At 70.4% G+C, this 22,514-nt stretch carries 20 protein-coding genes and 1 pseudogene; 12 read left to right on the plus strand and 9 right to left on the minus strand.

Annotated elements, in window-relative coordinates:
• Positions 1 to 280: 280 nt before the first annotated feature.
• The 4 genes from ABZ622_RS30075 to ABZ622_RS30090 are packed head-to-tail and all read left to right on the plus strand — an operon-like array spanning position 281 to position 5,287.
• Complete coding sequence (locus ABZ622_RS30075; RefSeq protein WP_360548483.1) at positions 281 to 1,306, plus strand: polyprenyl synthetase family protein; 1,026 nt, start codon at positions 281 to 283, stop codon at positions 1,304 to 1,306.
• A 47-nt stretch (positions 1,307 to 1,353) separates the two neighbouring features.
• Positions 1,354 to 2,949: a prenyltransferase/squalene oxidase repeat-containing protein gene (locus ABZ622_RS30080; protein ID WP_360548485.1), complete on the plus strand. Its 1,596-nt coding sequence runs from the start codon at positions 1,354 to 1,356 to the stop codon at positions 2,947 to 2,949.
• Positions 2,946 to 4,325, plus strand: a complete 1,380-nt coding sequence (locus ABZ622_RS30085) for a cytochrome P450 (protein WP_360548487.1) — start codon at positions 2,946 to 2,948, stop codon at positions 4,323 to 4,325. The genes ABZ622_RS30080 and ABZ622_RS30085 overlap by 4 nt, the downstream gene beginning before the upstream one ends.
• The gene (locus ABZ622_RS30090) at positions 4,322 to 5,287 is read left to right on the plus strand and encodes a terpene synthase family protein (RefSeq protein ID WP_360548489.1); all 966 of its coding nucleotides are present in this window, start codon (positions 4,322 to 4,324) and stop codon (positions 5,285 to 5,287) included. The genes ABZ622_RS30085 and ABZ622_RS30090 overlap by 4 nt, the downstream gene beginning before the upstream one ends.
• A gap of 142 nt (positions 5,288 to 5,429) precedes the next feature.
• Here the strand turns inward: ABZ622_RS30090 and ABZ622_RS30095 are convergent, their stop codons facing one another.
• Positions 5,430 to 6,083 carry an anthrone oxygenase family protein gene (locus tag ABZ622_RS30095; protein ID WP_360548491.1) on the minus strand — a complete coding sequence of 218 codons (654 nt, stop codon included), beginning with the start codon at positions 6,081 to 6,083 and terminating at the stop codon, positions 5,430 to 5,432.
• A 165-nt stretch (positions 6,084 to 6,248) separates the two neighbouring features.
• Here ABZ622_RS30095 and ABZ622_RS30100 point away from each other — a divergent pair, with 165 nt between their 5' ends.
• Positions 6,249 to 7,133: a LysR family transcriptional regulator gene (locus ABZ622_RS30100; protein ID WP_360548493.1), complete on the plus strand. Its 885-nt coding sequence runs from the start codon at positions 6,249 to 6,251 to the stop codon at positions 7,131 to 7,133.
• A gap of 62 nt (positions 7,134 to 7,195) precedes the next feature.
• Positions 7,196 to 7,726, plus strand: a complete 531-nt coding sequence (locus ABZ622_RS30105) for a GNAT family N-acetyltransferase (protein WP_360548495.1) — start codon at positions 7,196 to 7,198, stop codon at positions 7,724 to 7,726.
• Positions 7,727 to 8,016: 290 nt separating this feature from the next.
• On the opposite strand, the gene ABZ622_RS30110 is transcribed toward ABZ622_RS30105, so the two are convergent.
• Both ABZ622_RS30110 and ABZ622_RS30115 read right to left on the minus strand, forming a co-directional pair.
• Positions 8,017 to 10,389, minus strand: a complete 2,373-nt coding sequence (locus tag ABZ622_RS30110; protein WP_360548497.1) for an ABC transporter permease — start codon at positions 10,387 to 10,389, stop codon at positions 8,017 to 8,019.
• On the minus strand, positions 10,386 to 11,153 hold the full coding sequence (locus ABZ622_RS30115; protein WP_360548499.1) for an ABC transporter ATP-binding protein: 768 nt from the start codon (positions 11,151 to 11,153) through the stop codon (positions 10,386 to 10,388). The genes ABZ622_RS30110 and ABZ622_RS30115 overlap by 4 nt, the downstream gene beginning before the upstream one ends.
• A gap of 109 nt (positions 11,154 to 11,262) precedes the next feature.
• Between ABZ622_RS30115 and ABZ622_RS30120 the strand changes: the two genes are divergently transcribed.
• The 3 genes from ABZ622_RS30120 to ABZ622_RS30130 all read left to right on the plus strand — a co-directional run bounded on the left by ABZ622_RS30120 (position 11,263) and on the right by ABZ622_RS30130 (position 15,385).
• Positions 11,263 to 12,483: a sensor domain-containing protein gene (locus tag ABZ622_RS30120; RefSeq protein WP_360548501.1), complete on the plus strand. Its 1,221-nt coding sequence runs from the start codon at positions 11,263 to 11,265 to the stop codon at positions 12,481 to 12,483.
• Positions 12,468 to 13,115 (plus strand): response regulator transcription factor, encoded by a 648-nt coding sequence (locus ABZ622_RS30125; protein WP_360548503.1) that lies wholly within the window; start codon positions 12,468 to 12,470, stop codon positions 13,113 to 13,115. The genes ABZ622_RS30120 and ABZ622_RS30125 overlap by 16 nt, the downstream gene beginning before the upstream one ends.
• 104 nt (positions 13,116 to 13,219) lie before the next feature.
• Entirely contained in the window at positions 13,220 to 15,385 is a 2,166-nt protein-coding gene (locus tag ABZ622_RS30130) for a serine/threonine-protein kinase (RefSeq protein WP_360548505.1), read from the plus strand.
• Positions 15,386 to 15,435: 50 nt separating this feature from the next.
• Here the strand turns inward: ABZ622_RS30130 and ABZ622_RS30135 are convergent, their stop codons facing one another.
• From ABZ622_RS30135 to ABZ622_RS30150, 4 genes are all read right to left on the minus strand, one after another.
• Positions 15,436 to 15,909 (minus strand): nucleoside hydrolase, encoded by a 474-nt coding sequence (locus ABZ622_RS30135; RefSeq protein WP_360548656.1) that lies wholly within the window; start codon positions 15,907 to 15,909, stop codon positions 15,436 to 15,438.
• 95 nt (positions 15,910 to 16,004) lie between these two features.
• Complete coding sequence (locus ABZ622_RS30140; protein ID WP_360548507.1) at positions 16,005 to 16,538, minus strand: aminoglycoside adenylyltransferase; 534 nt, start codon at positions 16,536 to 16,538, stop codon at positions 16,005 to 16,007.
• 39 nt (positions 16,539 to 16,577) lie between these two features.
• Positions 16,578 to 17,576 (minus strand): type I glyceraldehyde-3-phosphate dehydrogenase, encoded by a 999-nt coding sequence (gap, locus tag ABZ622_RS30145; protein ID WP_360548509.1) that lies wholly within the window; start codon positions 17,574 to 17,576, stop codon positions 16,578 to 16,580.
• A gap of 120 nt (positions 17,577 to 17,696) precedes the next feature.
• On the minus strand, positions 17,697 to 18,650 hold the full coding sequence (locus ABZ622_RS30150; protein ID WP_360548511.1) for a helix-turn-helix domain-containing protein: 954 nt from the start codon (positions 18,648 to 18,650) through the stop codon (positions 17,697 to 17,699).
• A 234-nt stretch (positions 18,651 to 18,884) separates the two neighbouring features.
• Between ABZ622_RS30150 and ABZ622_RS30155 the strand changes: the two genes are divergently transcribed.
• On the plus strand, positions 18,885 to 19,148 hold the full coding sequence (locus tag ABZ622_RS30155) for a hypothetical protein (RefSeq protein ID WP_266920929.1): 264 nt from the start codon (positions 18,885 to 18,887) through the stop codon (positions 19,146 to 19,148).
• 186 nt (positions 19,149 to 19,334) lie between these two features.
• Here ABZ622_RS30155 and ABZ622_RS30160 read toward each other — a convergent pair whose 3' ends face one another.
• Complete coding sequence (locus ABZ622_RS30160) at positions 19,335 to 20,879, minus strand: FMN-binding glutamate synthase family protein (RefSeq protein WP_360548513.1); 1,545 nt, start codon at positions 20,877 to 20,879, stop codon at positions 19,335 to 19,337.
• Between the two features lie 452 nt (positions 20,880 to 21,331).
• Between ABZ622_RS30160 and ABZ622_RS30165 the strand changes: the two are divergent.
• Positions 21,332 to 21,562, plus strand: a pseudogene (locus tag ABZ622_RS30165) (alpha/beta hydrolase); the annotation flags it as partial.
• A gap of 194 nt (positions 21,563 to 21,756) precedes the next feature.
• A complete protein-coding gene (locus ABZ622_RS30170) occupies positions 21,757 to 21,897 on the plus strand; it encodes a hypothetical protein (RefSeq protein WP_360548514.1) in 141 nt (46 codons plus the stop codon).
• A gap of 18 nt (positions 21,898 to 21,915) precedes the next feature.
• Here the strand turns inward: ABZ622_RS30170 and ABZ622_RS30175 are convergent, their stop codons facing one another.
• A complete protein-coding gene (locus ABZ622_RS30175; RefSeq protein ID WP_360548515.1) occupies positions 21,916 to 22,494 on the minus strand; it encodes a hypothetical protein in 579 nt (192 codons plus the stop codon).
• Between the last annotated feature and the right edge of the window lie 20 nt (positions 22,495 to 22,514).

Genomic DNA, 22,514 nt, shown 5'->3' on the forward strand with positions numbered 1-22,514 from the left:
CGTACGGGGTCGTGGCGTTCACCGCGGAGCCGTGTGAGGGGTTGGGTTTTTTTTTGTTTGTGGGGGGGGGGGGGGTGTTGGGGGGGGGGGGGGGGGGGGCCCCCCCGCCCCCCCGCCCCCCCCCCCCACGGCAGCCCCCAGGGAGGAGACGCGGGTCCACCGGCCCCGTCCTCTGCAAGAACGGAACCGCGACGACGGTTCCCGAACGAAAGAGGGTCAACCGCAGGTGACACAAGCCCTTCCCACAGCGCTGCCCGATCTCGCTTCCCTACGACAGAGGGTGGGCGCGGCTCTGACCGGATTTCTGGACGCCAAGGAACGTGCGGCGCCAGGAATCGAGCTGCTCCACCTGACCACCACCCTGCGCGGACTCCTGACCGGCGGAAAACGGCTGCGGTCCCTGCTGTGCCTGTACGGATGGCAGGCCGGCGGAGCGACGGGCGACCTGGCCGATGCCGTTCGTGCCGCCGCCAGTCTCGAACTCTTCCAGGTGTTCGCCCTGGTGCACGACGATGTGATGGACGACAGTGATGTCCGCCGCGGCCGGCCGTCGGCCCACCGCGCCCTGGCCACCGCGTACACCGACGGCGGCGGCCCGGACAGCAGGGCCCGGGCGCACGGTCTGGGCGCGGCCGTCCTGCTCGGAGATCTGGCCCTGGTCTGGTCCGATGAGCTCCTTCGTGCGGCGGACCTCGGTCCGGGGCGACTGGCACAGGTGCTGCCCCTGGTGGCCGAGATGCGGAGCGAGGTCATGTACGGCCAGCTCCTGGACCTGCAGAGCACCGGCCGTCTTTCCGGCGATGTGGATACGGCCCTGCACGTCATCCGATACAAGACGGCCAAATACACCATAGAGCGGCCTCTGCACATAGGGGCGGCGGTGGCCGGAGCGGCCCCGCCCGTACTCGATGCCTGTACGGCCTTCGGCATACCGCTTGGAGAAGCGTTTCAGCTGCGGGACGACCTGCTCGGGGTCTTCGGTGATCCCGCCAAGACGGGCAAACCCGTACTGGATGACCTGCGGGAGGGAAAGGCCACCGTCCTGATGGCGCTCGCGGTCCAGCGGGCCTCCTCGGCCGAGCTGAGGACATTGCGCGAGCTCGTCGGCCGGAGCGACCTCGACGAGGAACACGCCGCCGCGGTCCGCACGGTCCTGGAATCCACCGGCGCCCGGCAGAGCGTGGAGGAAATGATCACCGCGCGGCGGGCGTCCGCCCTCGCCGCCCTGGACGACGCCCCCTTCCCGGCAAGTGCCACCGCCTCTCTGCGCCGCCTCGCCCTGGACGCAACGGCCAGGCAGACATGAGGCACCGCCGGACACCGTCGTCAGAACCCCCAGGAGGAAGCCGCCCCATGAGCATCAGCACCCCCGTCGGCGCACCCTACGCCGAACGGGCCGCCGGCCTGGTGGCCGGGGCCGACCAGGACCAGTGGGGAAGCGTCGGCCCCTCCCTGTACGAGACGGCCCGTGTCCTGTCCGCGGCCCCGTGGCTGCCCGGCGAGCCGCGGCGGATCACGTACCTGCTGGAACAGCAGGCACCCGACGGCAGTTGGGGTGACGGACCACCATCCTACCGTCTCCTGCCGACACTCAGCGCCGTGGAGGCCGCGCTGGCGGTCCTGCGAAGGGGCGCCGCGTCCGCGGAGTTCACCGGCCGGCTCACGGCCGCGGTGGACAGGGGCCTGGGCGCGTCGCGGTCGCTGCCCCCGGCGGGCCCGTGGCCGGACACGGCCGCGGCGGAGATACTCGTGCCCGGCCTGGTGGCCGGGATCAACGAGAAGCTGGACTCTCCGGCCGCCGACGGCGGGGACATGCCGGGCTCCGGCGGCCCCCGGGTCCCGGTCCCGGGCGGCTTTCACGGGTCGGCACCTGCCCGCGTGGCCGGGCGGTACGAGTCGGCGGGCAGCCTGCCCGTCAAGTACCACCACACGTTCGAAGGCATAGCCGGCTTCGTACCGCCCTCTCTCGTCCCCAATGCCGAAGGCCTGCTGGGCAGTTCGCCGGCCGCCACCGCTGCGCGGGCGGCGCGGTCACCCGCCGACACCGCCCAGGCCGTCGCCGAACTCTCCGCGGTGGCACGGCGCTACGACGGTCTCTTCCCCGAGGCCGCGCCCCTGCGCGTGGTCGAACGGCTGTGGGTCGCCGCCGCGCTGGCACGCGTCCACCTGCCCGCTGCCGCTCTTCCCACTGTCCGTAAGTGGGCCGAGGACATCTACGACCCCCGGGGCGTGCGCGGTGCGCCGGGCCTCATGACCGATGCCGACGACACCGCCATGGCGGTGCTGGTCGCCTCGCTCGTCGGACTGCCCCACGGCCCGGCACCGCTGGACCTGTTCCACAACGGCAGCCACTACGACTGCTACATCGGCGAGGACACCGGGTCGGTCACCGCGAACGCCCACGCCCTCCAGGCCCTCGTGAGCCACCTGCGGCGCAGCCCGGCGGCGCAGCACACCCACGGCCCCCGGGCGGCGAAGCTGAGCGACTGGCTGGCCGACCAGCAGCAGCCCGAAGGGCACTGGACCGACAAGTGGCATGCCTCGCCCTACTACGCCACCGCGCGATGCGTCACCGCGCTCGCGCAGTACGGCGGCGAACACGCCTCCACGGCCGTCCGGAAGGCCGCGGCGTGGGCCACTGACACTCAGCGCGCCGACGGCTCCTGGGGGGTGTGGGGCAGCACCGCCGAGGAGACCGCGTACGCCGTCAGGATCCTGCTGAGCGCCGACAACCCCACACCGCAGCACGCCCGGGCCCTGGACCTTGCCGAAACGTATCTGCACACTGCTTCGCACCCCGGCAGCAGGCCCCCCGCCCTGTGGCACGACAAGACCCTGTACGCGCCCGCCGCGGTGATCGAGGCGGAGGTGCTCGCCGCACAGGAGCTGCTGCGGGCACGCCGCGCGGCCGCATGCACAGAAGCCGACACGGAAAGGACGAACGCGTGAGTACCGACACAGAGGTGACCGCCGACATGGACGTTCCGCCGGCCGCTCCGGGACGGCTGCCGCTCGTCGGGCACGCCGTCCCTCTGCTCAAGGACCGCCTGGAATTCGTCGAACGACTGCGCACATACGGGCCGATCGTCCGTATGTCGGTCGGCCCCAAGAAGGTCACCGTGGTCAACTCGCACGAGCTGATCCACGAGATGCTCACCAGCAAGTCGGGCTCCTTCTCCAAGGGGTTGCTGGGCGAGAAGCTCAAGCTCTTCGGTCAGTCGGCCCTGCCGGTCGCGGAAGGCGGGCCCCACCTGCGCCGGCGCCGCCTGCTGCAACCCGCCTTCCACCGCGAGCAGATCAGTGGGTACGTCGACACGATGCGGGAGACGGTGGAGCCGTCCATCGCGCGCTGGGGCGAGGGGGAAGTCCTCGACCTGAAGACCGAGATGGGGCTCATGGCCCAGGACGTGGCCATGTCGGTGCTGTGCTCCTTCCGTGCGGAACAGAAGCGGGCACACGCGATCCTCGAAGCCGTCGACACGGTCTTCACCGCGGCCATCTGGCGCACCATGCTGCCCATGTCCTCGCTGGAACGGCTGCCCACCCGCGGCAACCGGCGGCTCAAGGCCGCCCGAAGCCTGTTGCGCAGCGAGGTGGCGGACATCATCGCCGAGCGCCGGGCGGACCCCGGCGCCCACGACGACCTCGTGACGCTGCTCCTGGAGGCCCGGGACGAGAGCGGTGCGCCGCTGCCCGACAACGAGATCCTGTCGGAGATCATCGGGCTGCTGGCCGCGGGCTCCGAGACGACCGGAGTCATGCTGGCCTGGCTTTTCCACGAGCTGGGCCGCCATCCCGAGCTGGAGCGCCGGCTGCACGAGGAGGTCGACTCCGTGGTCGCGCAGGGCCCGATCACCGCCGAGCACGTCCCCCGGCTCGCCTTCACCCGCAGACTGGTCAGTGAGACCCTGCGCCTGCACCACGCCGGCTGGCTGGTGACCCGGCAGGCCACCAGGCCGGTGCGCCTCGGGCAGGTCGCCCTGCCGGCCGGGGAACAGGTGCTGTGGAGCCCCTACGCGCTGCACCGGGACCCTGACCTGTATCCCGACCCGCTGCGCTTCGACCCCGACCGCTGGCTGCCGGAACGCCCCCAGCCGCCGCGGGGAGCCTTCATCCCCTTCGGGTCGGGGAAACGCATGTGCATCGGCGACGCGTTCGCCTGGACGGAGTCGATCGTCATCACGGCGTTCATCGCGTCCCGCTGGCGGCTGCGGCCCGTTCCCGGCGCCGCCGTGGAACCGGTCGGGCTGCTCACCGTGCACCCGTCGGACCCCCGTATGGTCGCCGAGACCAGGCAGCGGGCCGTCACGGGGACAGCCGTATGAGCCACACCCGCGGCCCGGACGCGCCTACCCTGCCGATGCCCGACCTCCGGGGCTCCTTCCCCGGCCCGTTCGCCACCAGCCCGTATGCCGACGCCGTCGAGGAGCAGACCGCCCACTGGCTCCGGACCTTCCCCCTGACCGGTACTCCCGGCGAGGCGAAGGCCCTCTGCAACATCACGGCCCAGGGAGTGGCTCGTGTCCTGCCCACGGCGGACCGGGACGGCGTGTTCCTCTGCGCCGGCCTCTTTGTGTGGCTCACCGCGTTCGACGACGTGCACGGTGAGGCCGAAGGCGGCCGGGACACCGCCCGACTGGTCCGCCGCACCGGCCACTGTGTCCAGTTGCTGGCCGGGCACCACGCGCCGACGGCCGGTGACGACGCCTGCACCGCCGCTCTGCGGGACCTCCTGCACCGGTTCCGGGAACGGGCCACGCCCACGCAGTACCTACGGCTCACCGCACACCTGCGGGACAGCCTCTTCGGCATCGTATGGGAGGCCCACCACCTCGGCGATCCCGGCCAGGTCACCCTGAGCGACTACCGTGCGATGCGCCCGCACACGGTCTTCGTCCGGACTGTCATGGCAGCCGCGGAAGTCATACTCGGGTACGAACTCACCGAGGAACAGCGGGCCTCGTCGGCCGTGCGGGAAATGGAACAGTCCGTTGCCGATCTCGCCGGGTGGATCAACGACCTCGCCTCGTACGCGAAGGAGACACACCGCGGCGGCCCGGAGCCGCTGAGCCTGCCGACACTGCTGGTCCGACACCGCGGGTACGACCTCGAAGAGGCGTTCCGCGTGGCCTCCCGCATGTGTGAGGACCAGGCCTCCGCCGCACGCCGTCGAATCACCGAACTCACCACCGGAAGCAAGAACCCGCTCACGGATCACGCTCACGCCATGGAAGCCGTCACAGCCTCCTACGTATGGCACATAGGGCACGCCCGCTACAGGCAATAGCCGACCACGGCCCCGGAAGGCCGCCACCCCCGCCGTAGCAGCCGTCCGGGCGCCGTAGCAGCCGTCCGGGCCGGCCGGCCACGACGGGGGCGGCGGCCGCGACCGCCGTTCCCCCGCCACCGGACCAACGACCGGGTGGGTGCTAAGCCTTGGCCACGGTGTCAGGACCAAGTGCGGGGGAATCGAGCGGGGCGTAGTGGGGCCGGGTTTCCTGCGAGTGCTGCGCGACCGGGGAGTGACCGGGGCGGAACGCCGGAGCAGGAGTCCACGCGGATGCGCCGGTGTGCTTGCTCTCGTCCCGCTGATGCGCACCGTACACGAGCAGCGCCCAGGCCAGGCAGGCGAACGCCGCAGTGTGCAGGAGCGCGCGGACGACGTTCCACAGCACCCACTTGTTCTCGAAGTCCGCACGGACTGCCGCCAGTTGCCCGGCATGGGCGGGGTCGCCGGCACGCGCGAGCTGGTCATTGAGGGGTACGTTGACGCCGCCGGTGACCATGAAGGCCACCAGGTACAGGACCAGTGCGGCGATCAGCCAGGGCAGCGCGGAGCGGCCGTGGCCGCGCCAGGCCAGCACGACGGCGAGACCGAGCAGAGGGATCGCGCCCATGAACGGGAGCATGAAGGCCGGATTGAGGATGGCCTTGTTGATGCTCTGCATCGCTTCGACGAGGGTGTGGTCGGACGATTTGGCCAGACCGGGCATCACCGCGTAGGCAAAGGCGGCGAACAGCCCGGCCATGAGCCCGGTGGAGAGAGTGGCGGCGATCAGCACACCGGTCTGCAAGTGTTTCATGGAACGTCCTCCTGGTTCGGCACCGCATCGAGGGCGCGCCTACGGCGGCGGCCTTCCCGGGCCAACCATCGACCGCGGGAATGCCGGCGGCAACGGCACTTTCCGCAGGGCCCGTTAACCTGGCGGTTAACGTGGACGAGGGGCGGCGACGAGACCGGGGGCAATGTGGAGATCAGGGACATCGAGATCTTCCTGACGCTCGCTCAGGAGCTGCACTTCGGCCGGACCGCCGAACGACTGCACGTCTCCCCGGCCCGGGTCAGCCAGGCGATCAAGAAGCAGGAACGCCGCATCGGCGGAGTGCTCTTCGACCGCACCAGCCACCATGTCCGCCTCACCGCACTCGGCCGGCAGCTCTACGACGACCTGCTTCCTGTGCACCGCGGCCTACAGCGGAGCCTGGAGCGGGCCGCACTGTCCGCGAGCGGCAGGAGCGCGGTGCTGCGCCTGGGCATGACGTCCAGCAACGGCAAGGACCTGCGGCCCCTCCTCACCGCGTTCGCGTCCCGTCGTCTCGGCTGCACCGTGCAGATCCGCGCCGTGGGCTACAACGACCCCTTCTCCGCCCTGCGCCGCGGCACGATCGACGTCCTGCTCGCCTGGCTCCCCATCCGGGAACCGGACCTCACGGTAGGCCCGGTGGTCTGTACCGAGCCCGTCGTGCTGTGCGTGTCCTCCACCCACCGGCTGGCCTCACGTCGCTCCGTGTCCTACGAAGACCTCGCCGACGAGGCCGTCCTGACCGGTGCCGCGCCCGATTACTGGCGCGAGTCGCTGATACCCACGCACACGCCCAGCGGACGGCCGATTCCCCGGGGGCCGTCCGCGGTCGACGGCACGCAACTGCTCGCCATCGTCGGCAGCGGGGAAGCGGTCTGCCCCGTGCACGCACACGCACTGCGCTACTACGCCCGCCCCGACATCGCCTACGTCCCCATCCACGACGCCCCGCTCAGCCGCTGGGCACTGTGCTGGCGCACCAGCGGCGAGACCGCCTCGATCCGTGATTTCGCCAAGGTCGCCGGCGAGCTCGGCCCGTTGTCCCTGTGACACTTCCTCGCCGGTGCAAAGTGCCTGATCGCAAGGGGCGGGCGAGTGCTATCGTCGCCCGCATGCCCGAACTGACCATACCCACGGGGCGACTTCATTCCTCCTGGCTCGCGGCGTGTGACGAGTGGACGCCAGGTGCCCACCAGGACGGGGCAGGCCTGCGCCTCGCTCCTGAAGGTGGTCTCGACAGCCCCGAGGTCTTCTCGGCGTGGGTCGGGCAACTGCGGCAGCAGTCGGACGGGTCGGTCACGCTGGGAGAGGGTCACGTCCACGCCACCCACTGGTGGATCGTCGAGGACGACACCTATCTGGGAGCCATCGATCTGCGGCACCGCCTGAACGCCTTTCTGCTCGACGCCGGCGGACACATCGGCTACAGCATCCGCCCCTCCGCCCGTAGGCGCGGCCTGGCCACCTGGGCCCTTGGAGCGGTTCTGCCCGAGGCACGTGCGATGGGGCTGGGCCGGGTTCTCGTCACCTGCGACGAGGACAACGCCGGCTCCGCCCGCAGCATCGAGCGCAACGGCGGCGTCCTGGAGGACGTCCGTACCACCACGGCCGGTATCAAGCGCCGTTACTGGATCACTCTGTAGGCAGAGGGGTGCAGCCGCGCCGGTCACAGCCGCTCGTTGCGGCTCTTCGCCCCCCGTCGCGCCTGCGTCGCGCCTGCGCCGGGAGGCAGGACGCGGAGACGGTGTGCGCAGGGGCTGCGGGGGTGTGCCCCCTCAGTCGCTGGCGTGAGAAGGCGGCTGAGAGGGTGTCCCCTCAGCCGCCTTCTCATTTCCCGTGCCCGCCGCGGTCGTTCGCTCCCTTCGCCTCCTCCCCCGTCCTGTGCTGCTCGTCCTTCGTGATCAGGCGGGCGGCGCTCTCACCGGCGTGGTGGCTAGGCGGGCTTCCTCAGTGTCTTCCCGGTGACGATCACCCCCGCCAGGACTGCCGCGGCCAGGGTGCCGGTGATCGCCGTGGTGATGGCTGCGCCGTTCAGGTGCAGGGCGACGGCCGACGAGGTGGCCTGGGAGAGACCGGAGGCCATCCCCGCCAGCGGGGGCAGCGTCACCAGGACACCGAGGCCGGCTCCGACGACCACCAGCAGGGCGGTCTCACCGGCGGCCACCGCGAGGAGCTGACGGACGGTGCCGCCGGCGGACTTCATCACCGCGTAGTCACGACGGCGGCCGTGGGCTGCCATGGCCATGCTGTTGGCGACGGCGATCACGCTGTAGCCGACGGCGATGACGATGAGCATGGCGGCCAGGCTGTCGGTGAGCCTGGCGTCGGTGTTGTAGTCGTCGAGGGCGTACTGCAGGGCGTCGTGCCGGGCGGTACCCGGGACCGTGCCGAAGGCCCTGCTGCCCGCCGGGACGAAGATGTCGTCGGTGAGCGCGGCCGGGTCGTGGGCCCGGACCAGGTCACGGGCGACCACGAAGTCACCGCGGGCCGGGTCGTCGGGCAGGACCCTGCCGACCTTCAGCCGGACACTTGCGCCGTCGGCGAACCGGACCGGGACGCTCTGGCCCTGCTTCAGGCCCAGTTCGGACGCGGTGCGCCGGCCGAGAACGGCCTCGCCCGGTCGGTTCCACCGGGCGTCACGGGTGCCCAGCACGTCCAGGACGGTCCGCTCCTCACCGACGAAGGCGCGCGTCGGCAGGGCTGCCTTGCCGACCGGGTTCGCGGCGACGACCTCGTCGGTGTTGCCGGGAGTGCCGTCGGGGGTGACGATCGTCTGCCCGGCGACCTTCAGCGCCTCGCCCGCCGGATAGGCCACCCGCATCGTCTCCACCGCCCCGCTGAGCAGGACCGCGAAGCCGACCGCCGCTATCACGGGGGCCACCAGGGAGGCGGCGCGGCGGGAGTTGGCGGTGAGTTCGCCGCGGATCAGGACGGCAGCGGCGGAACCGCGCTTGCGGAAGGGGGCGGTCAGGAAGCGGCCGGCCGGGCCGACGAGGGCGGGGGCCAGCAGGGCGGCCGCGACGATGAGTGTCATGGTCGCGAAGAGCGCCGTGCTGATGCGGTTGTCGGCGCCGGTGGTCGCGGTGGCGATGGCGAGGACGGCGCCCAGGCCGAGAACGGACAGCGCGGCGATCCAACGGCCCTGCCCCATACCGTTGTTCGCGGGGCGGCTGTCGAGCAGGGCCTCGATCGGGGCGACCTTCGCGGCCTTGCGGCCCGCGGCCCAGGCACCGGTGACGCTCACACCGACACCGACCGCGGACGCGGTGAGCAGCGGCCAGGCCGCCACGGTGACCTCCATCCCCGGCGGGGTGACGTCCAGCCCCTTGAGGATGTCGCGCAGCAGCGGGGCGGCGGCGACACCGGCCAGGCAGCCCATGACCGAGCCGAGCAGGCCGACCACGGCGGCCTCGCCGAGGATCATGCGGCGGATCTGGCCGGGTGCGGCGCCGATGGTGCGCAGCAGGCCGATCTCCCGGCGGCGCATGCCGGTCGACAGGACCAGCATGGAGGCGACGATGAAGACCGTGGTGAACAGGCCGAGGACGGCCATGGCTCCGATGAGCTGGACGCCGAGGTTGCGCTTGTGGTCGATGTACTGGGGCTGGAGTGCGGAGCGGGCGTCACCGGAGAGGACCGCGCCCTTGCCGCCGAGGGCCCGCTGTGCGCCGGAGACGATCGCGGCGCTGGATGCTCCCTCGTCCGCGATCAGTGCGAAGACGCCGACGCCGGGCTGCTGCCTGGCTGCGAATGCCTCGCTGAAGTAGTAGCCGGGGCCGTCGACGGCGCCGACGACGGTGAACTCGGTGCGGCCCTGGGTGATGTTGACGGTCAGTCCGCTGCCCGCTGCCACGCCCAGGGCGCGGTCGACGACAACCTCCCGGTCCCCGCTCGGGGCCCGGCCTGAGACCAGCCGGTAGGGCGCCGTCCGGGCACTGTCCCAGCCGTGGCCGGCTTCCGCGGCGCCCTCGTCGGTGACGGGTCTGTCACCGCGGAAGGCCTGAGCGTAGAAGGAGCGGTCCACCACGACGGCGGCGACTCCGGGAACCGCGGCCAGCTCGGCCCGGATCGGTGCGGCCTCGGCCGGGCTCCACGGAATCCGGTCCTTGGGGCCGCCGTCCGTTTCGAGGGCCTGCTCGGGCAGGGCCAGGGCGGCGGCGCCGGCGTAGCGGGGCTGGGTGGCGGGGCGGGAGGAGTCGTAGATGACCAGGGTGGTGGTGATGAGGGCCACGCCGACCAGGACGGCGAGGAAAGCGCCGAGGAAACCGGACCAGCGTTCGCGTACGTTCGCGATGATCAGCATCATGCCTCCAGCCGGGCCATGTGAGCGGCGATCACGGCGGCGTTGTTGCTCTGCGGGTCCTTGTCCAGCGGGATCCGGCCGGCGATCCGGCCGTCCTTGATGAAGACGACGACGTCGGCGGCGGAAGCCGCCACCGGGTCGTGGGTGACCATCAAGGTGGTCTGGCCCTCCCGGTCGACCAGCATCCGCATCATCTTCAGCACCTCGCGGGAGGTGACGGTGTCCAGGGCGCCGGTGGGCTCGTCCGCGAACAGGACGTCGGGGCGGGTGACCAGGGCCCGGGCCAGGGCCACGCGCTGCTGCTGGCCGCCGGAGAGCTGGCTGGGCCGGTGGTTCGCGCGCTCGGCCAGACCGACCGAGGCGAGCGCGTCCGCGACCTGCCCGGGCTCGGCCCTGCGGCCGGCGAACCGGGAGGGCAGTTCCACGTTCTGGGCCGCGGTCAGCGACTCGACGAGGTTGAAGGCCTGGAAGACGAACCCGATGTGCTTGCGGCGCAGCTCGGTGCGCTGCTTCTCGCTCTGCCGGCCGATGTCGACTCCCGCGAGAACGATCCGGCCGTCGGTCGGATGATCCAGCCCGGCCGCGCACTGCAGCAGGGTGGACTTCCCCGAGCCCGAGGGGCCCATGATCGCGGTGAACGTGCCACGGGGGAAGCCGACGGAAATGCTGTCCAGCGCGGTCACCGCGTGGTCACCGCTGCCGTGGACCTTACGCACGCCGTGGAGTTCGACCGCGTCCTGCACCAAGGTCTGCCTCGTTGTCGTCATGCACCGATCCCACCGCACGAGGCGGTGGCGGGGCACTGACCCGCCCGCTACTTCCGGGGTAGTGCAGGCTCTACCCCGGCCGCCCGAACTCCCGGGCTACGGTGACCGAATGCGTCCCACGACGGCCTGGCAGGCCATGGCTCAGCGCCCCATGAGCTTTCTGACATCGAGCTGGCCCTGGAGGTCCCTGGCCTACCTGATCAGCGGCGTCCTGTTCGGCACGGCAGCGGTGGTGATCGTCGCCGCGGGTCTGGCAGTGGGGGTCGCGCTGCTGGTGGTACTGATCGGGATCGCCCCCCTGGTAGGTCTCGTCCTGGCCTCCACCGCAGTGGCCACGGTCGAACGCCACCGCCTGCGGCTGGTGGACCTCGACCGGTTGCCGGACCCGCACCGCCGCCCGGACACCCATGGAACCAGGGCCTGGGTCGCCGGCCGGCTCAAAGAACCGGTGACCTGGAGAGAGTTGTTGTTCACCCTGATCTCGGCAGCCGCGCTGTGGTGGCTGGACCTGATCGTGCTGGGCTTCACCTTCGCGCTGCCCGCCGTCTTCCTCAGCTCGTTGGACAGCGAAACCTGGCCCTGGGCAGTCTTCAGCGTAATCGTGCTGCTCGCGTCACCGTACACAGTCACCTCATGGGCCGGAGCACGCGCCGCGATGGCACGCACCTTCCTGGCCCCACGCGACCGGGAACTCGGCGAAGAGCTGCGCGAAGTACGTGCCTCACAGGTCCGTCTGCTCGACTCCTTCGACGCGGAACGCACGCGCATCGAACGTGACCTGCACGACGGAGCACAACAGCGGCTCGTGTCCCTGGGGATGACGCTCGGGATGCTCCACCTGGACACCCCTCCGAACTCCCCCCAGTCCGAACTGCTCACCCAGGCACAGGCCCAGCTCTCCGCCGCCCACCAGGAACTACGGGCCCTGATCCGAGGTCTCAACCCGCCGGTACTGGCCGACCACGGGCTCGTCGCCGCGATCGAAGACTACGCCGCCCGGTTCCCGATCCCCGTCACCGTCGACCTCCGGCTACCCGAGAAACTGCCCAGAAAAGTCGAAACGACCATGTACTACCTCCTCAACGAGGCAATGACGAACATCGCCAGACACAGCGGCGCCGCGACAGCGCAAGTACGCGGCAGATACCATGCCGACCTGCTGATCTTCGACATCACCGACGACGGCCACGGCGGCGTGGACACAGAGGCCGGCACCGGCATGACCGGGCTGGCCGACCGGGTCCGGGCACTCGACGGCCGGATACGGGTATCGAGCCCGGCCGGAGGTCCCACCCTGCTGCACGTGGAGGTTCCATGTCACTACGCCTGATCGTGGCGGAAGACGCCGTACTGCTGCGCGAGGGCCTGGTCGGGCTGCTCCAACGCGTCGGACACGATGTCGTCGCCGCGGTCGGCGACTCCGACGCCCTGATCGAGGCCACACGCGCCGAACGGCCCGACCTGATCATCACCGACGTACGGATGCCACCGACCCACAGCGACGACGGGCTCAGGGCCGCCGTGCAACTCCGTGAAGAATTCCCCGGACTGCCCGTACTCGTACTCAGTCAGTACGTGGAACGTTCCTATGCCCTGGGCCTGCTCGACTCCGGCGGCGGGACCGCGGTCGGCTACCTCCTCAAAGAACGCGTGGCCGCGGTGACCGACTTCACCACCGCGATCGATCAGATCGCCGGCGGCGGCACTGTAGTGGACCCCGAAGTGATCCAGCAACTGGTCCGGATACGGAAAGATCCCCTCGAAGCACTCAGCCCCCGCGAACGCGAAGTACTGGGCCTGATCGCTCAAGGACACACCAACAGCACCATCGCCACCGGACTGTTCGTCAGCCCCGCCGCCGTGAACAAACACATCGGCAACATCTTCACCAAACTCGGCCTCTCCACCACCACCGACGGGCACCGACGAGTCCTCGCCGTACTCACCTACCTGCGAACCTGACCACCCGGCACCAACACCTCTGCCGCAGGCTTCGTCTCCCGTCGCCCGGCCACCCGGAATCCTGGTGCGCATGAAGCGGGGTGACATAGAGTCATCTGTGACGCATGGGGGGCGAGTCGGTGATAACCGGGAGTACGGATCCACAACACATCGGTCCGTACACAGTGCTGCGCAGGCTCGGCGGCGGCGGAATGGGCTTGGTGTATCTCGGCGTCGGCAGTACGGGGGGCGGCCACGGTCTCGCGGCCGTGAAGGTGATCCGCCCCGAGTACGCCGAGGACCGGCAGTTCCGGCGCAGGTTCGCCCACGAGGCGCGGGCCTCGGCACGGGTCTCCGGCCCCGGAATCGCGGCGGTGCTGTCCGACGGGGTGGACGAGAACCCGCCATGGCTGGCTACCGAGTTCGTCCCCGGCCCTTCGCTGGGCGAGGCCGTCCGCGCGTACGGGCCGCTGGAGGTGCGCCGGCTCGGTCTTCTCCTGGCGGCGGCCCTGCGGCGGATCCATGCGTCCGGGCTGGTCCACCGTGACCTCAAGCCGTCCAATGTGATGATGGGTGACGACGGCCCGGTGATCATCGACTTCGGGATCGCCCGCGCCCGCGAGGACACCCGGCTGACCCGGACCGGGGTGATCGGTACGTCCGGATACATCGCTCCGGAGTATCTGCGGCACGGCCAATTCGACGCCCGTTCCGATGTGTTCGCGCTCGGTGCGGTGCTGGCGTTCGCGGCGTCGGGGCAGTCGCCGTACGGCACAGGCCACCCGGCGGCCGTCGATGTCCGGGTCCTGTCCGAGGACCCGGACCTGACCGGGATCGATCCGCCCGTGGCCGACCTGCTGCGCGCTTGTCTGGCCCGGGACCCCGCCGAACGCCCCACGCCGGCAGGGCTGGAGACCGCGCTGGCCGGTCTGCCCGGCGGTGCGCCGCCCTGGCCGCCACCCGCGCTCGCTGCGGAGATCGCCCGCCGGACCAGGGAGGCGGCCGAGCAGGTCCGGTATGAGCCGACGGTGGTGGACCCGGCCGCCGATCCTCTGCACGGAGCCCGGACCCGTACCGCTCCACGGCCCGCGCCGCCGGTGTCGCGACCGCAACCGCAACCGCCGTCGCGGCACGGTCTTCGGCCGGACCCGGCCCTCCTTCAGGGGGCTTCTCCGCCGGGGGGCTCCGCTCGTCGGCGGCTGCCCCGCCGGAAGCTGCTGCTCGGCCTCGCGGCGTTGTCGGCGACCGGAGCCGGGGCCTACACATTGGCCGGAGTCTTCCAGGAGGAGCCACCGGACCCGCGGCAGAACTGGCGCTTCGCACCGGGGAGCGAGATGGGCAACGCGACGATGGCGGGCGGCACGCTCTATCTCGGGAGTTACAAGAACAGCGACCTGTACGCGGTCGACGCGGCCACCGGCCGCCAACGGTGGGCCTACACCGCGGAGAGCCTCATGTCCGAACAACCCGCGGTCCTCGGTGGCACGGTCTTCGCGGCGAGTTCGGAGGGCAGGCTCCATGCGGTCGACATCGCTACCGGCCGCCGCCGCTGGTCCGTACCGCTGCCCAGTTTTGGACAGGTCTCAGTGGCGGCGGGCGGCAAATTCGTCTACGCCCGCGCCACAGACGGCTATCTGTACGGCTTCGACCCCGCCACCGGCCGCCACCGCTGGCGCTTCCAGACGGGGGAGGGCATGCCCACGGGCCGGACCCCCGTCGCGGCGGGCACCGTTTACGCCATGACCAACAAGGGCGTGCTGCACGCCGTGGACTGCTCCACGGGCAGAGCCCGGTGGAAGTTCTCCGGCACCGGCAACACAACCAACGGTTCGCCCGCCGTCCACGGCGGCACGGTCTGCCTGGGCACCGAGGAGCACTGGGTGCACGCCCTGGAAGCCGCGTCGGGCCGGCAGCGCTGGAAGCGCCGGCTCGGGGGCGGCATCAATGACGTCCAGGTGCGGGGCGACACCGTCTACGCCCACTGTCAGGACCGGTTCCTCTACGCCCTGGACGCGAGGACGGGCAAGCAGCGCTGGCGGTGCGAGATCGGTGCGGGCACCGAGGGAGTCGCCGTCGCCCGGGGCACCGTGTACGCGGGGAGGTCCCATCCGAGCAAGCTCCTGGCCCTCGACTCCCGTACGGGGAAGCAACGTTGGGAGGTGCCGCTGAGGGATCCGTCCGCCTTGCCGTGGAGCGAGGGCGAAGCCCGGATCTCCTCGGAGATCCACATCAGCGGCAGCAACGCGTACTTCACCGCACTCGGTCTGTACTCGTTCCGCGTCGATCCCTGACTCGCCGCGGCTTCGCCCCCTCCGGAGCCGCCCCCGTGCCCGCGTTCGGATCAGATCGAGCGGATGCGGTCCAGGAGGTAGTCGAGGAACGCGTCGACGTCCACCGCCGTCGCGATCTGCGCGTTCGCCGCGGGAGCCCCCTCCGAGGTGAGCAGGTCCGCGACCGCCACACCACGTCCTACCTCGTCGGAGGTGATGACGTCGACATGCGCGGGAGCCCAGGTGATCAGGTCCGGCCGGCTGACGGCCGCGGCCGCGAGCGGATCGTGCATCGCACAGGACCGGGCCGCTTCGGGATCCCCCGGGTACCGCTCGGCCGTCGCATCGATCCACGCCAGCGTCATCTCCCCCGCGTACCGCCCGAAGCGTCCGCCTCCGGAGAGCATCTCGGCAGCGTGCTGCCGGGTGAGGCGCACCTGCAGCGTGACAAGGACTCGAACCAGTACAAGGCCGTGACCTTGGTGAACTGACCGCCCCTCCTCTTCGGCATTCCGCCGTCGCGGCTCCGGCCGCGGCGGCGAAATGCCGTCTTCCTGATCTCCCGCGCAGGCTCATCCGCGACAGCTTCAGGTCGCCTGCGGCCTCCGACGGCAGCGGACGGCCGATGCCAAGCCCTCGCTCAGGCCGTTTCGCCCTGCGCGCGGAGGGCCGCCTCCAGACGGGCGATGTCCTCGGCATCCTTGGTCCGCCGGGGCCTGGAAGGATCCCAGACGGGCGTCATCCGCTTGATCTCGATCTGGGCCTGCGGACCGACGATCGCGCATTGCAGACCACCGATACGGCCCGGCCCGGCGTCGAGCATTCCTTCGGGCCAGGGCGCACCGGCCCAGGGGCCTCCGGCAACCACCACACGGCCGGCCGTGTCCCGGTCCAAAAGCGTAAAGCTGCTCTCCAGACCGTTCTTGACGAAGTCGAGCTGCAGGTCGGGCGGCGACCCCGGGACCGGCTCACAGCCGTGCCGCAGCAACTCTCGTGCCAGGTCCCCGGCATCGTCCGCCCAAGCGAACCAGTCGATGTCCTCATGGTCTCGCGTGATCTCGCCGAGGAAGAAGTCCATGGCCCATCCACCGCGAAGCCACACCGGGACCCCGAGGGACTCGGCAACCTCTACGGCCTCGGCGATCAGGCGGAGCTGTTGATCAGCACGTCCCATATCCACAACCGCGGAGATGGAGACCGCCCCGGCGTCCGGTCAGCGGGTGGCGAGGAGTTCGAGGGTGTCGATCACGCGGTTCGAGAAGCCCCACTCGTTGTCGTACCAGGCGACCACCTTGATGTGGCGGCCATCGACGCGGGTGAGGGCCGAGTCGAAGATCGACGAGGCCGGATTGCCCGTGATGTCGGACGACACGAGCGCGTCGTCCGAGTACTCGAGCACGCCGGCCAGCGGCCCGTCCGCCGCCGCTCGGTACGCCGCCAGCACGTCGTCGCGCGTCACGTCGCGGGCAACGGTCGTATTGAGTTCGACGATCGAGCCCACCGGAACCGGCACGCGGATCGAGTCGCCGGACAGCTTGCCGGCGAGGTTCGGGAGCACGAGGCCGATCGCCTTGGCTGCGCCCGTCGTGGTCGGCACGATGTTGACGGCGGCGGCGCGGGCGCGGCGGGCGTCACGGTGCGGACCGTCCTGCAGGTTCTGCTCCTGCGTGTAGGCGTGCACCGTCGTCATGAAGCCGTGCTCGATGCCGGCGAGGTCGTCGAGCACCGAGGCCAGCGGCGCCAGCGCATTGGTCGTGCACGAGGCGTTCGAGACGATGGTGTGCGCGTCCGGGTCGTACGCATCCGTGTTGACCCCGAACGCCAGCGTGACATCGGCGCCGTCCGACGGCGCACTGACGAGCACCTTCTTCGCGCCCGCGTCCAGGTGGCCACGGGCGGCCTCGGCCGACGTGAAACGGCCGGTCGCTTCGAGCACGATGTCCACGCCCAGCTCGGCCCACGGAAGCTGTGCCGGTTCGCGCTCGGCGAGCACCGTGATGCGACGGCCGTCAACGACGAGGACGTTCCCGTCGACGGTCACCGGGCGGCCGAGCCGGCCGGCCGTCGTGTCGTAGGCGAGCAGCCGGGCGAGGGTGGCGGGCTCCGTGAGGTCGTTGACGGCGACGACTTCGAGGGTGCTGTCGCGTTCGAGCAGCGCGCGCAGCACATTGCGTCCGATGCGGCCGAATCCGTTGACGGCGATGCGAGTCATGAGTGGTGTCCCTTCGGTTCGCCACCAGCGTCGCGTGCCGCATCCGCCCGTGACAGCGGCGTGATCGCCACGGTTCAAAAGGATCGCGCCACGTGACGCGGGCCGACCACGTGGCGCGGGCTACTCGCCCTGCGCGAACGTGCGCCGGTACTCGCTCGGCGTGGTGCCGAGGATGCGCTGGAAGTGCAGCCGCAGATTCGCACCGGTGCCCAGACCGACGTCGGCGGCGATCTGCTCGACGCTCCGCTCCGAACGTTCGAGCAGTTCGCGGGCCAGGTCGACGCGGGCGCGCATGACCCACTGCATCGGCGTGTACCCCGTGTCCTCGACGAAGCGCCGTGAGAACGTACGCGGCGAGACCGCCGCGTGCCGGGCGAGCGCTTCGAGGGTGAGGGACTCGCCGAGCCGATGCAGCGCCCATTCGCGGGTGGCGGCGAACCGCTCCCCCAACGACTCGGGCACGCTGCGCGGCACGTACTGCGCCTGACCGCCACTGCGATAGGGGGCCGCGACCAGACGCCGGGCCGCGTGGTTGGACGCGGCCACCCCGAGGTCACCGCGCAGAATGTGCAGGCACAGGTCGATGCCCGAGGCGGCACCGGCCGATGTCAGCACGCTGCCCTCGTCGACGAACAGAACGTTCTCGTCGACCTGAACGAGCGGGTGCTTCGCCGCCAGCGCCCGCGTGTAATGCCAGTGTGTCGTGGCGCGCTTGCCGTCGAGCAGGCCCGTGGCGGCGAGCGCGAAGGCGCCCGTCGAGATCGCGGCGAGCCGTGCGCCCCGGGCATGGGCGCAGGTCAGCGCGTCGAGCACGGAGCGCGGGGGGTCGTCGCGGTCCGGGAACCGGTAGCCGGGGACGAAGACGATGTCGGCCCAGGCGAGCGCGTCGAGGCCGTGGGCGACGTGGTACGACAGGCCGTCGCCGCCCGTCACGAGACCGGGTGCCGCACCGCATACCCGCACCTCGTACGGCATGCTCGCACGGGTCGTGAACACCTGTGCAGGAATGCCGACATCGAGCGGCTTCGCACCCTCAAGCACAAGGACGGCGACACGATGCAAGCGGGAGACCACGGGAAACAGGGTACGTGGGAGTGCAGGGAGCGTAAAAACGCAAGGAGCGTGGGGGTGGAAGGAACGTGGGGTGACCGAGAGTTTGGTGCGTCCGCGCGACTATCGGATGTGAACGACGCGCCGAAACACTTCTTCGCGCCCCGGTACGGCCTACCCCCGTACCTCGCGCTCCTGCCAAAATGGGCACGGCCCCGCCGCACTCGCGGCGGAGCCGCCCTCGAAGGAGGCTCCTCCATGACGTGTGGAAACTGCGGCGCGGCCGCCGGCCAGGGCCCCGACGGGTCCTGGATCTGTTCCAACCAGTGCGGCTGGTCCTCCCGCGTCGTCGCGGCAACCCCGGAGATCACGACCACCCGGTGCAGCGGCTGTGACGCGGAAGTCCACGGACTCGACGGACGGTACGCGTGCGGGCTCTGCGGGTGGTCCAACCACTGGGCCGAAGGGCACCGTCCCCTTCCCGGCACAGACCCTGCCGAGGTCACAAACGTCCTGGGCTGAGCATGCGAGGAGCGGCCCGGGCGGAACGTGGGACCCGCCGTGCACGGGTGTGTGAGGGGTGTCCGGCCCGGCCGACCACCCCGCGTGCCGCCGTACCGCCCGGCTTCGCGGATCAGACACCGACAACGCGCCACATGTCACACGCCACATGTCACGCGTCACGCGCCACATGTCACACGTCACGCGTCAGCCGGCAGGCTTCTGGAGAGGGGTCGGTTCGGTGGTGAGCAGCGCGGTGATCTCCTGGGCGAGTTCCGGGCCGAGTTCGCCCCAGCCGTCCTTGTAGCCGTAGACACTCGCCAGGGTGCGGGCGTCGTAGTCGCCGTTCATGATCTCGATGTCGGTGGTGGTGATGAGTGCCGGGTGGGCGACGCCGACCGCTCCCGAGACCTTCAGCAGCTCCTTGCGCAGAGTACGCAGGTAGACAGCTGCCCGGGTGGCCTTCGAGGGTGCGTCGACGCCTCGCACCAGCCACGGGTTCTGAGTGGCGATGCCGGTGGGGCACTTGTCGGTGTGGCATTTCTGCGCCTGGATGCAGCCGATGGACAGCATGGCCTCGCGGGCGACGTTGATCATGTCGACGCCAAGAGCGAAGGCGACGGCGGCGTTCTCGGGCAGGCCCAGCTTGCCGGATCCTATGAAGGTGAGGTCGTCGGTCAGCCCCTGCTCGGCGAACGTGCTGTAGACGCGGGAGAAGCCCATCCGGAACGGCAGCGACACCGAGTCGGTGAAGATCAGCGGAGCCGCCCCGGTGCCGCCCTCGCCTCCGTCGATGGTCACGAAGTCGACCCCGCGGTCACCACGCGCCATCAGCATGGCCAGCTCTTCCCAGAAGCTCATCTCCCCCACGGCGCTCTTGATCCCGACCGGCAGACCGGTCTCGGTGGCGATCAGCTCCACGAAGTCGAGCATCGAGTCGACGTCGTGGAACGCGGTGTGCCGGGACGGGGAGGCGCAGTCCTGGCCGGCCGGGATGCCGCGGATCTCGGCGATCTCGGGGGTCACCTTCGCACCCGGCAGCATCCCGCCGAGCCCCGGCTTGGCGCCCTGGGAAAGCTTGATCTCTATCGCCTTGACCGGGGCGCCTGCGACCACTTCCTTGAGCTTGTCGAGGCTGAAGGTGCCGTCCTCGTTGCGGCAGCCGAAGTACGACGTCCCGATCTGGAGGACGAGGTCACCGCCGTTGCGGTGGTACGGCGAGAGGCCGCCCTCGCCCGTGTTCTGCATCGCGCCGGCCAGCGCCGCGCCCTTGTTGAGCGCCGTGACGGCCGCGCCGGACAGTGATCCGAAGCTCATCGCCGAGATGTTCACGACGCTCGCCGGCCGGAACGCCTTGGCGCGCCCGCGCGGTCCGCCCAGCACCTTGGCCGAGGGCAGCGGGGCCTGCGGGTCGTGCAGATCGGGCAGCGTGCCGGCGAACGTCCGCTGCTTCACGTACGCGTGCCCTTGCACGTGCTCGACGTCCACGTCGGTTCCGAACCCGAAGTAGTTGTTCTCTTCCTTCGCCGACGCGTAGATCCAGGTGCGCTGGTCACGGCTGAACGGGCGCTCTTCCTCGTTGGACGTCACGACGTACTGGCGCAGTTCCGGCCCGATCGTCTCCAGCAGGTACCGGGCGTGGCCGATCACGGGGAAGTTTCTGAGCAGTGCGTGCTTCTTCTGGACGAGGTCCCGGGCAGCCACCAGCGCCAGTGCTGTTGCGGCGGCCGCTCCGATGCTCCGAGCGCGCATGAACGTTCCTCTCCTCGGTTGCTCGATACCCGACTCCGTCGCTGTGCGGCGGACGTCGTGGGCGTTGGGCGGCGGACACGGCCAGCCAGGCAGGCATCAGCGTCCGACGACGAAACGCCACATGATGTTAGAGGTCTCGTGGATGGGCGGACGGGGCAGGGTGTGTGAGTCCGGCCGCACCGCAGGCATCGCCCAGGGCCTGTCCGGAGTGGTGATCAGTGGTGGGGAAGGGCGCTGGAAGGATGCTGATCGGGCTGGTAGCTTGCAGTTGACCGCGACACCGCCCGAGGAGGTGAGACCCATGAACGCTGTATCGATGTGGGTGCTCCCCCTTCCTGTCACGGCCGGCGATTGACGTAGACGTCGCCGGGAGCGCCTCGACAACAAGGCACTCCCGAAAGGCAACACCTGTGCACTCTCCGCAGTTCTCCGCCGAGTCGTCGTCGAACGGCATGGTCGAGAAGGCGAAGCAGATCACCGTCCCGATCGAGTTCGACATGCAGTGGGACAACGAGCGCATCCCGCGCGAGGCCGGCCTCGCGTTGTTCGACGCCTTCGCCTCGAAGGAGAAGTCGTTGCACGCCAACGCGGGCAAGCACTTCGGCTTCCCCAGGTTCGAGGCGGACAGCGCGGTCCGGTTCTTCGCCCGGAATCTCGGCCGGGCGGTCACCTCACCGGCCTGAAGGTGAACGGTGGCGGTGTCCGATCCGCCCATCGGGCGCCGCCACCGCGGCCCGGGTCGGGGCTGCGTATCCAGATGATGGAGCCGCGGAGCCGGAGTGCCGTCGGCCGGGCCACGGGATCGTTGCGGCGCGGAAACGTTCATCGAGCTCATGGAGCCCTGGCTGCCACCTGGATCGGACGCGTGGAGGCAGCAGTGGAGCAGGCAGTGGAGGCAGCAGTGAAGGCGGCAGAGGCCAGGCCCGGTCCGGAGCCCACCTCGTCGCGCTCGTCCGCGCCGGCACCGGGGTTCGAGAACGGCGTCCTCGTCGAATGCCTGGAGAGCACTGCCGCGTGATCGGATTCGCGGCTGGGCTCACCGATCGCTCAGGAAGGTGAGGAAGCGTTCGAAGGCCTCGTCCCCAGCGCGACTGACGGCGAGCTCGGCGCACAGCGCAGGGAAATCAGTCCAGGCCTCGCCCTCGACGGTCCACCTGGCAACGCTGCTGCGCCCGTCACGGATACGTACCTCGTCGACCCACTGGTCGAGGCCGTCGCCCATCGAGTAGACGAAGAAATGTGCGTCCTCAACGGCTGGAGCCAGCAGGTCGACGAGCCGGTAGAGATTGCGCATGTCGATGTAGCAGACGTCCGACAACTGCTCCCAGTAGAGGTAGTTTGCCTCCGGCGGGCCCAGATCGAACTCCCATCCTTTCCCGTCGACCCCCTGGTTGAGCAGATAGACGGGCCAAACCTGACCAGGCACCTCGGTGGCGACCACCGAGAGCATCTCCTCGACCAAGGACCGCCACCCGGGGCGCACCCGAGCGAACGTCCAATGCCGGTCGGGCCACGGCGACACCTGCGGGAAACGCAACCGGAACCGCCCGAACCAGCGATCGTCGCGCCCCGTGACGAACGTCTCCGGCGGTTCAACCGGGTAAGGCCCTCTCATGCGCCGAGCATAACGGGGCT

It is taken from the genome of Streptomyces sp. NPDC007164 (genome assembly GCF_040634135.1).
Lineage (GTDB): Bacteria > Actinomycetota > Actinomycetes > Streptomycetales > Streptomycetaceae > Streptomyces > Streptomyces sanglieri.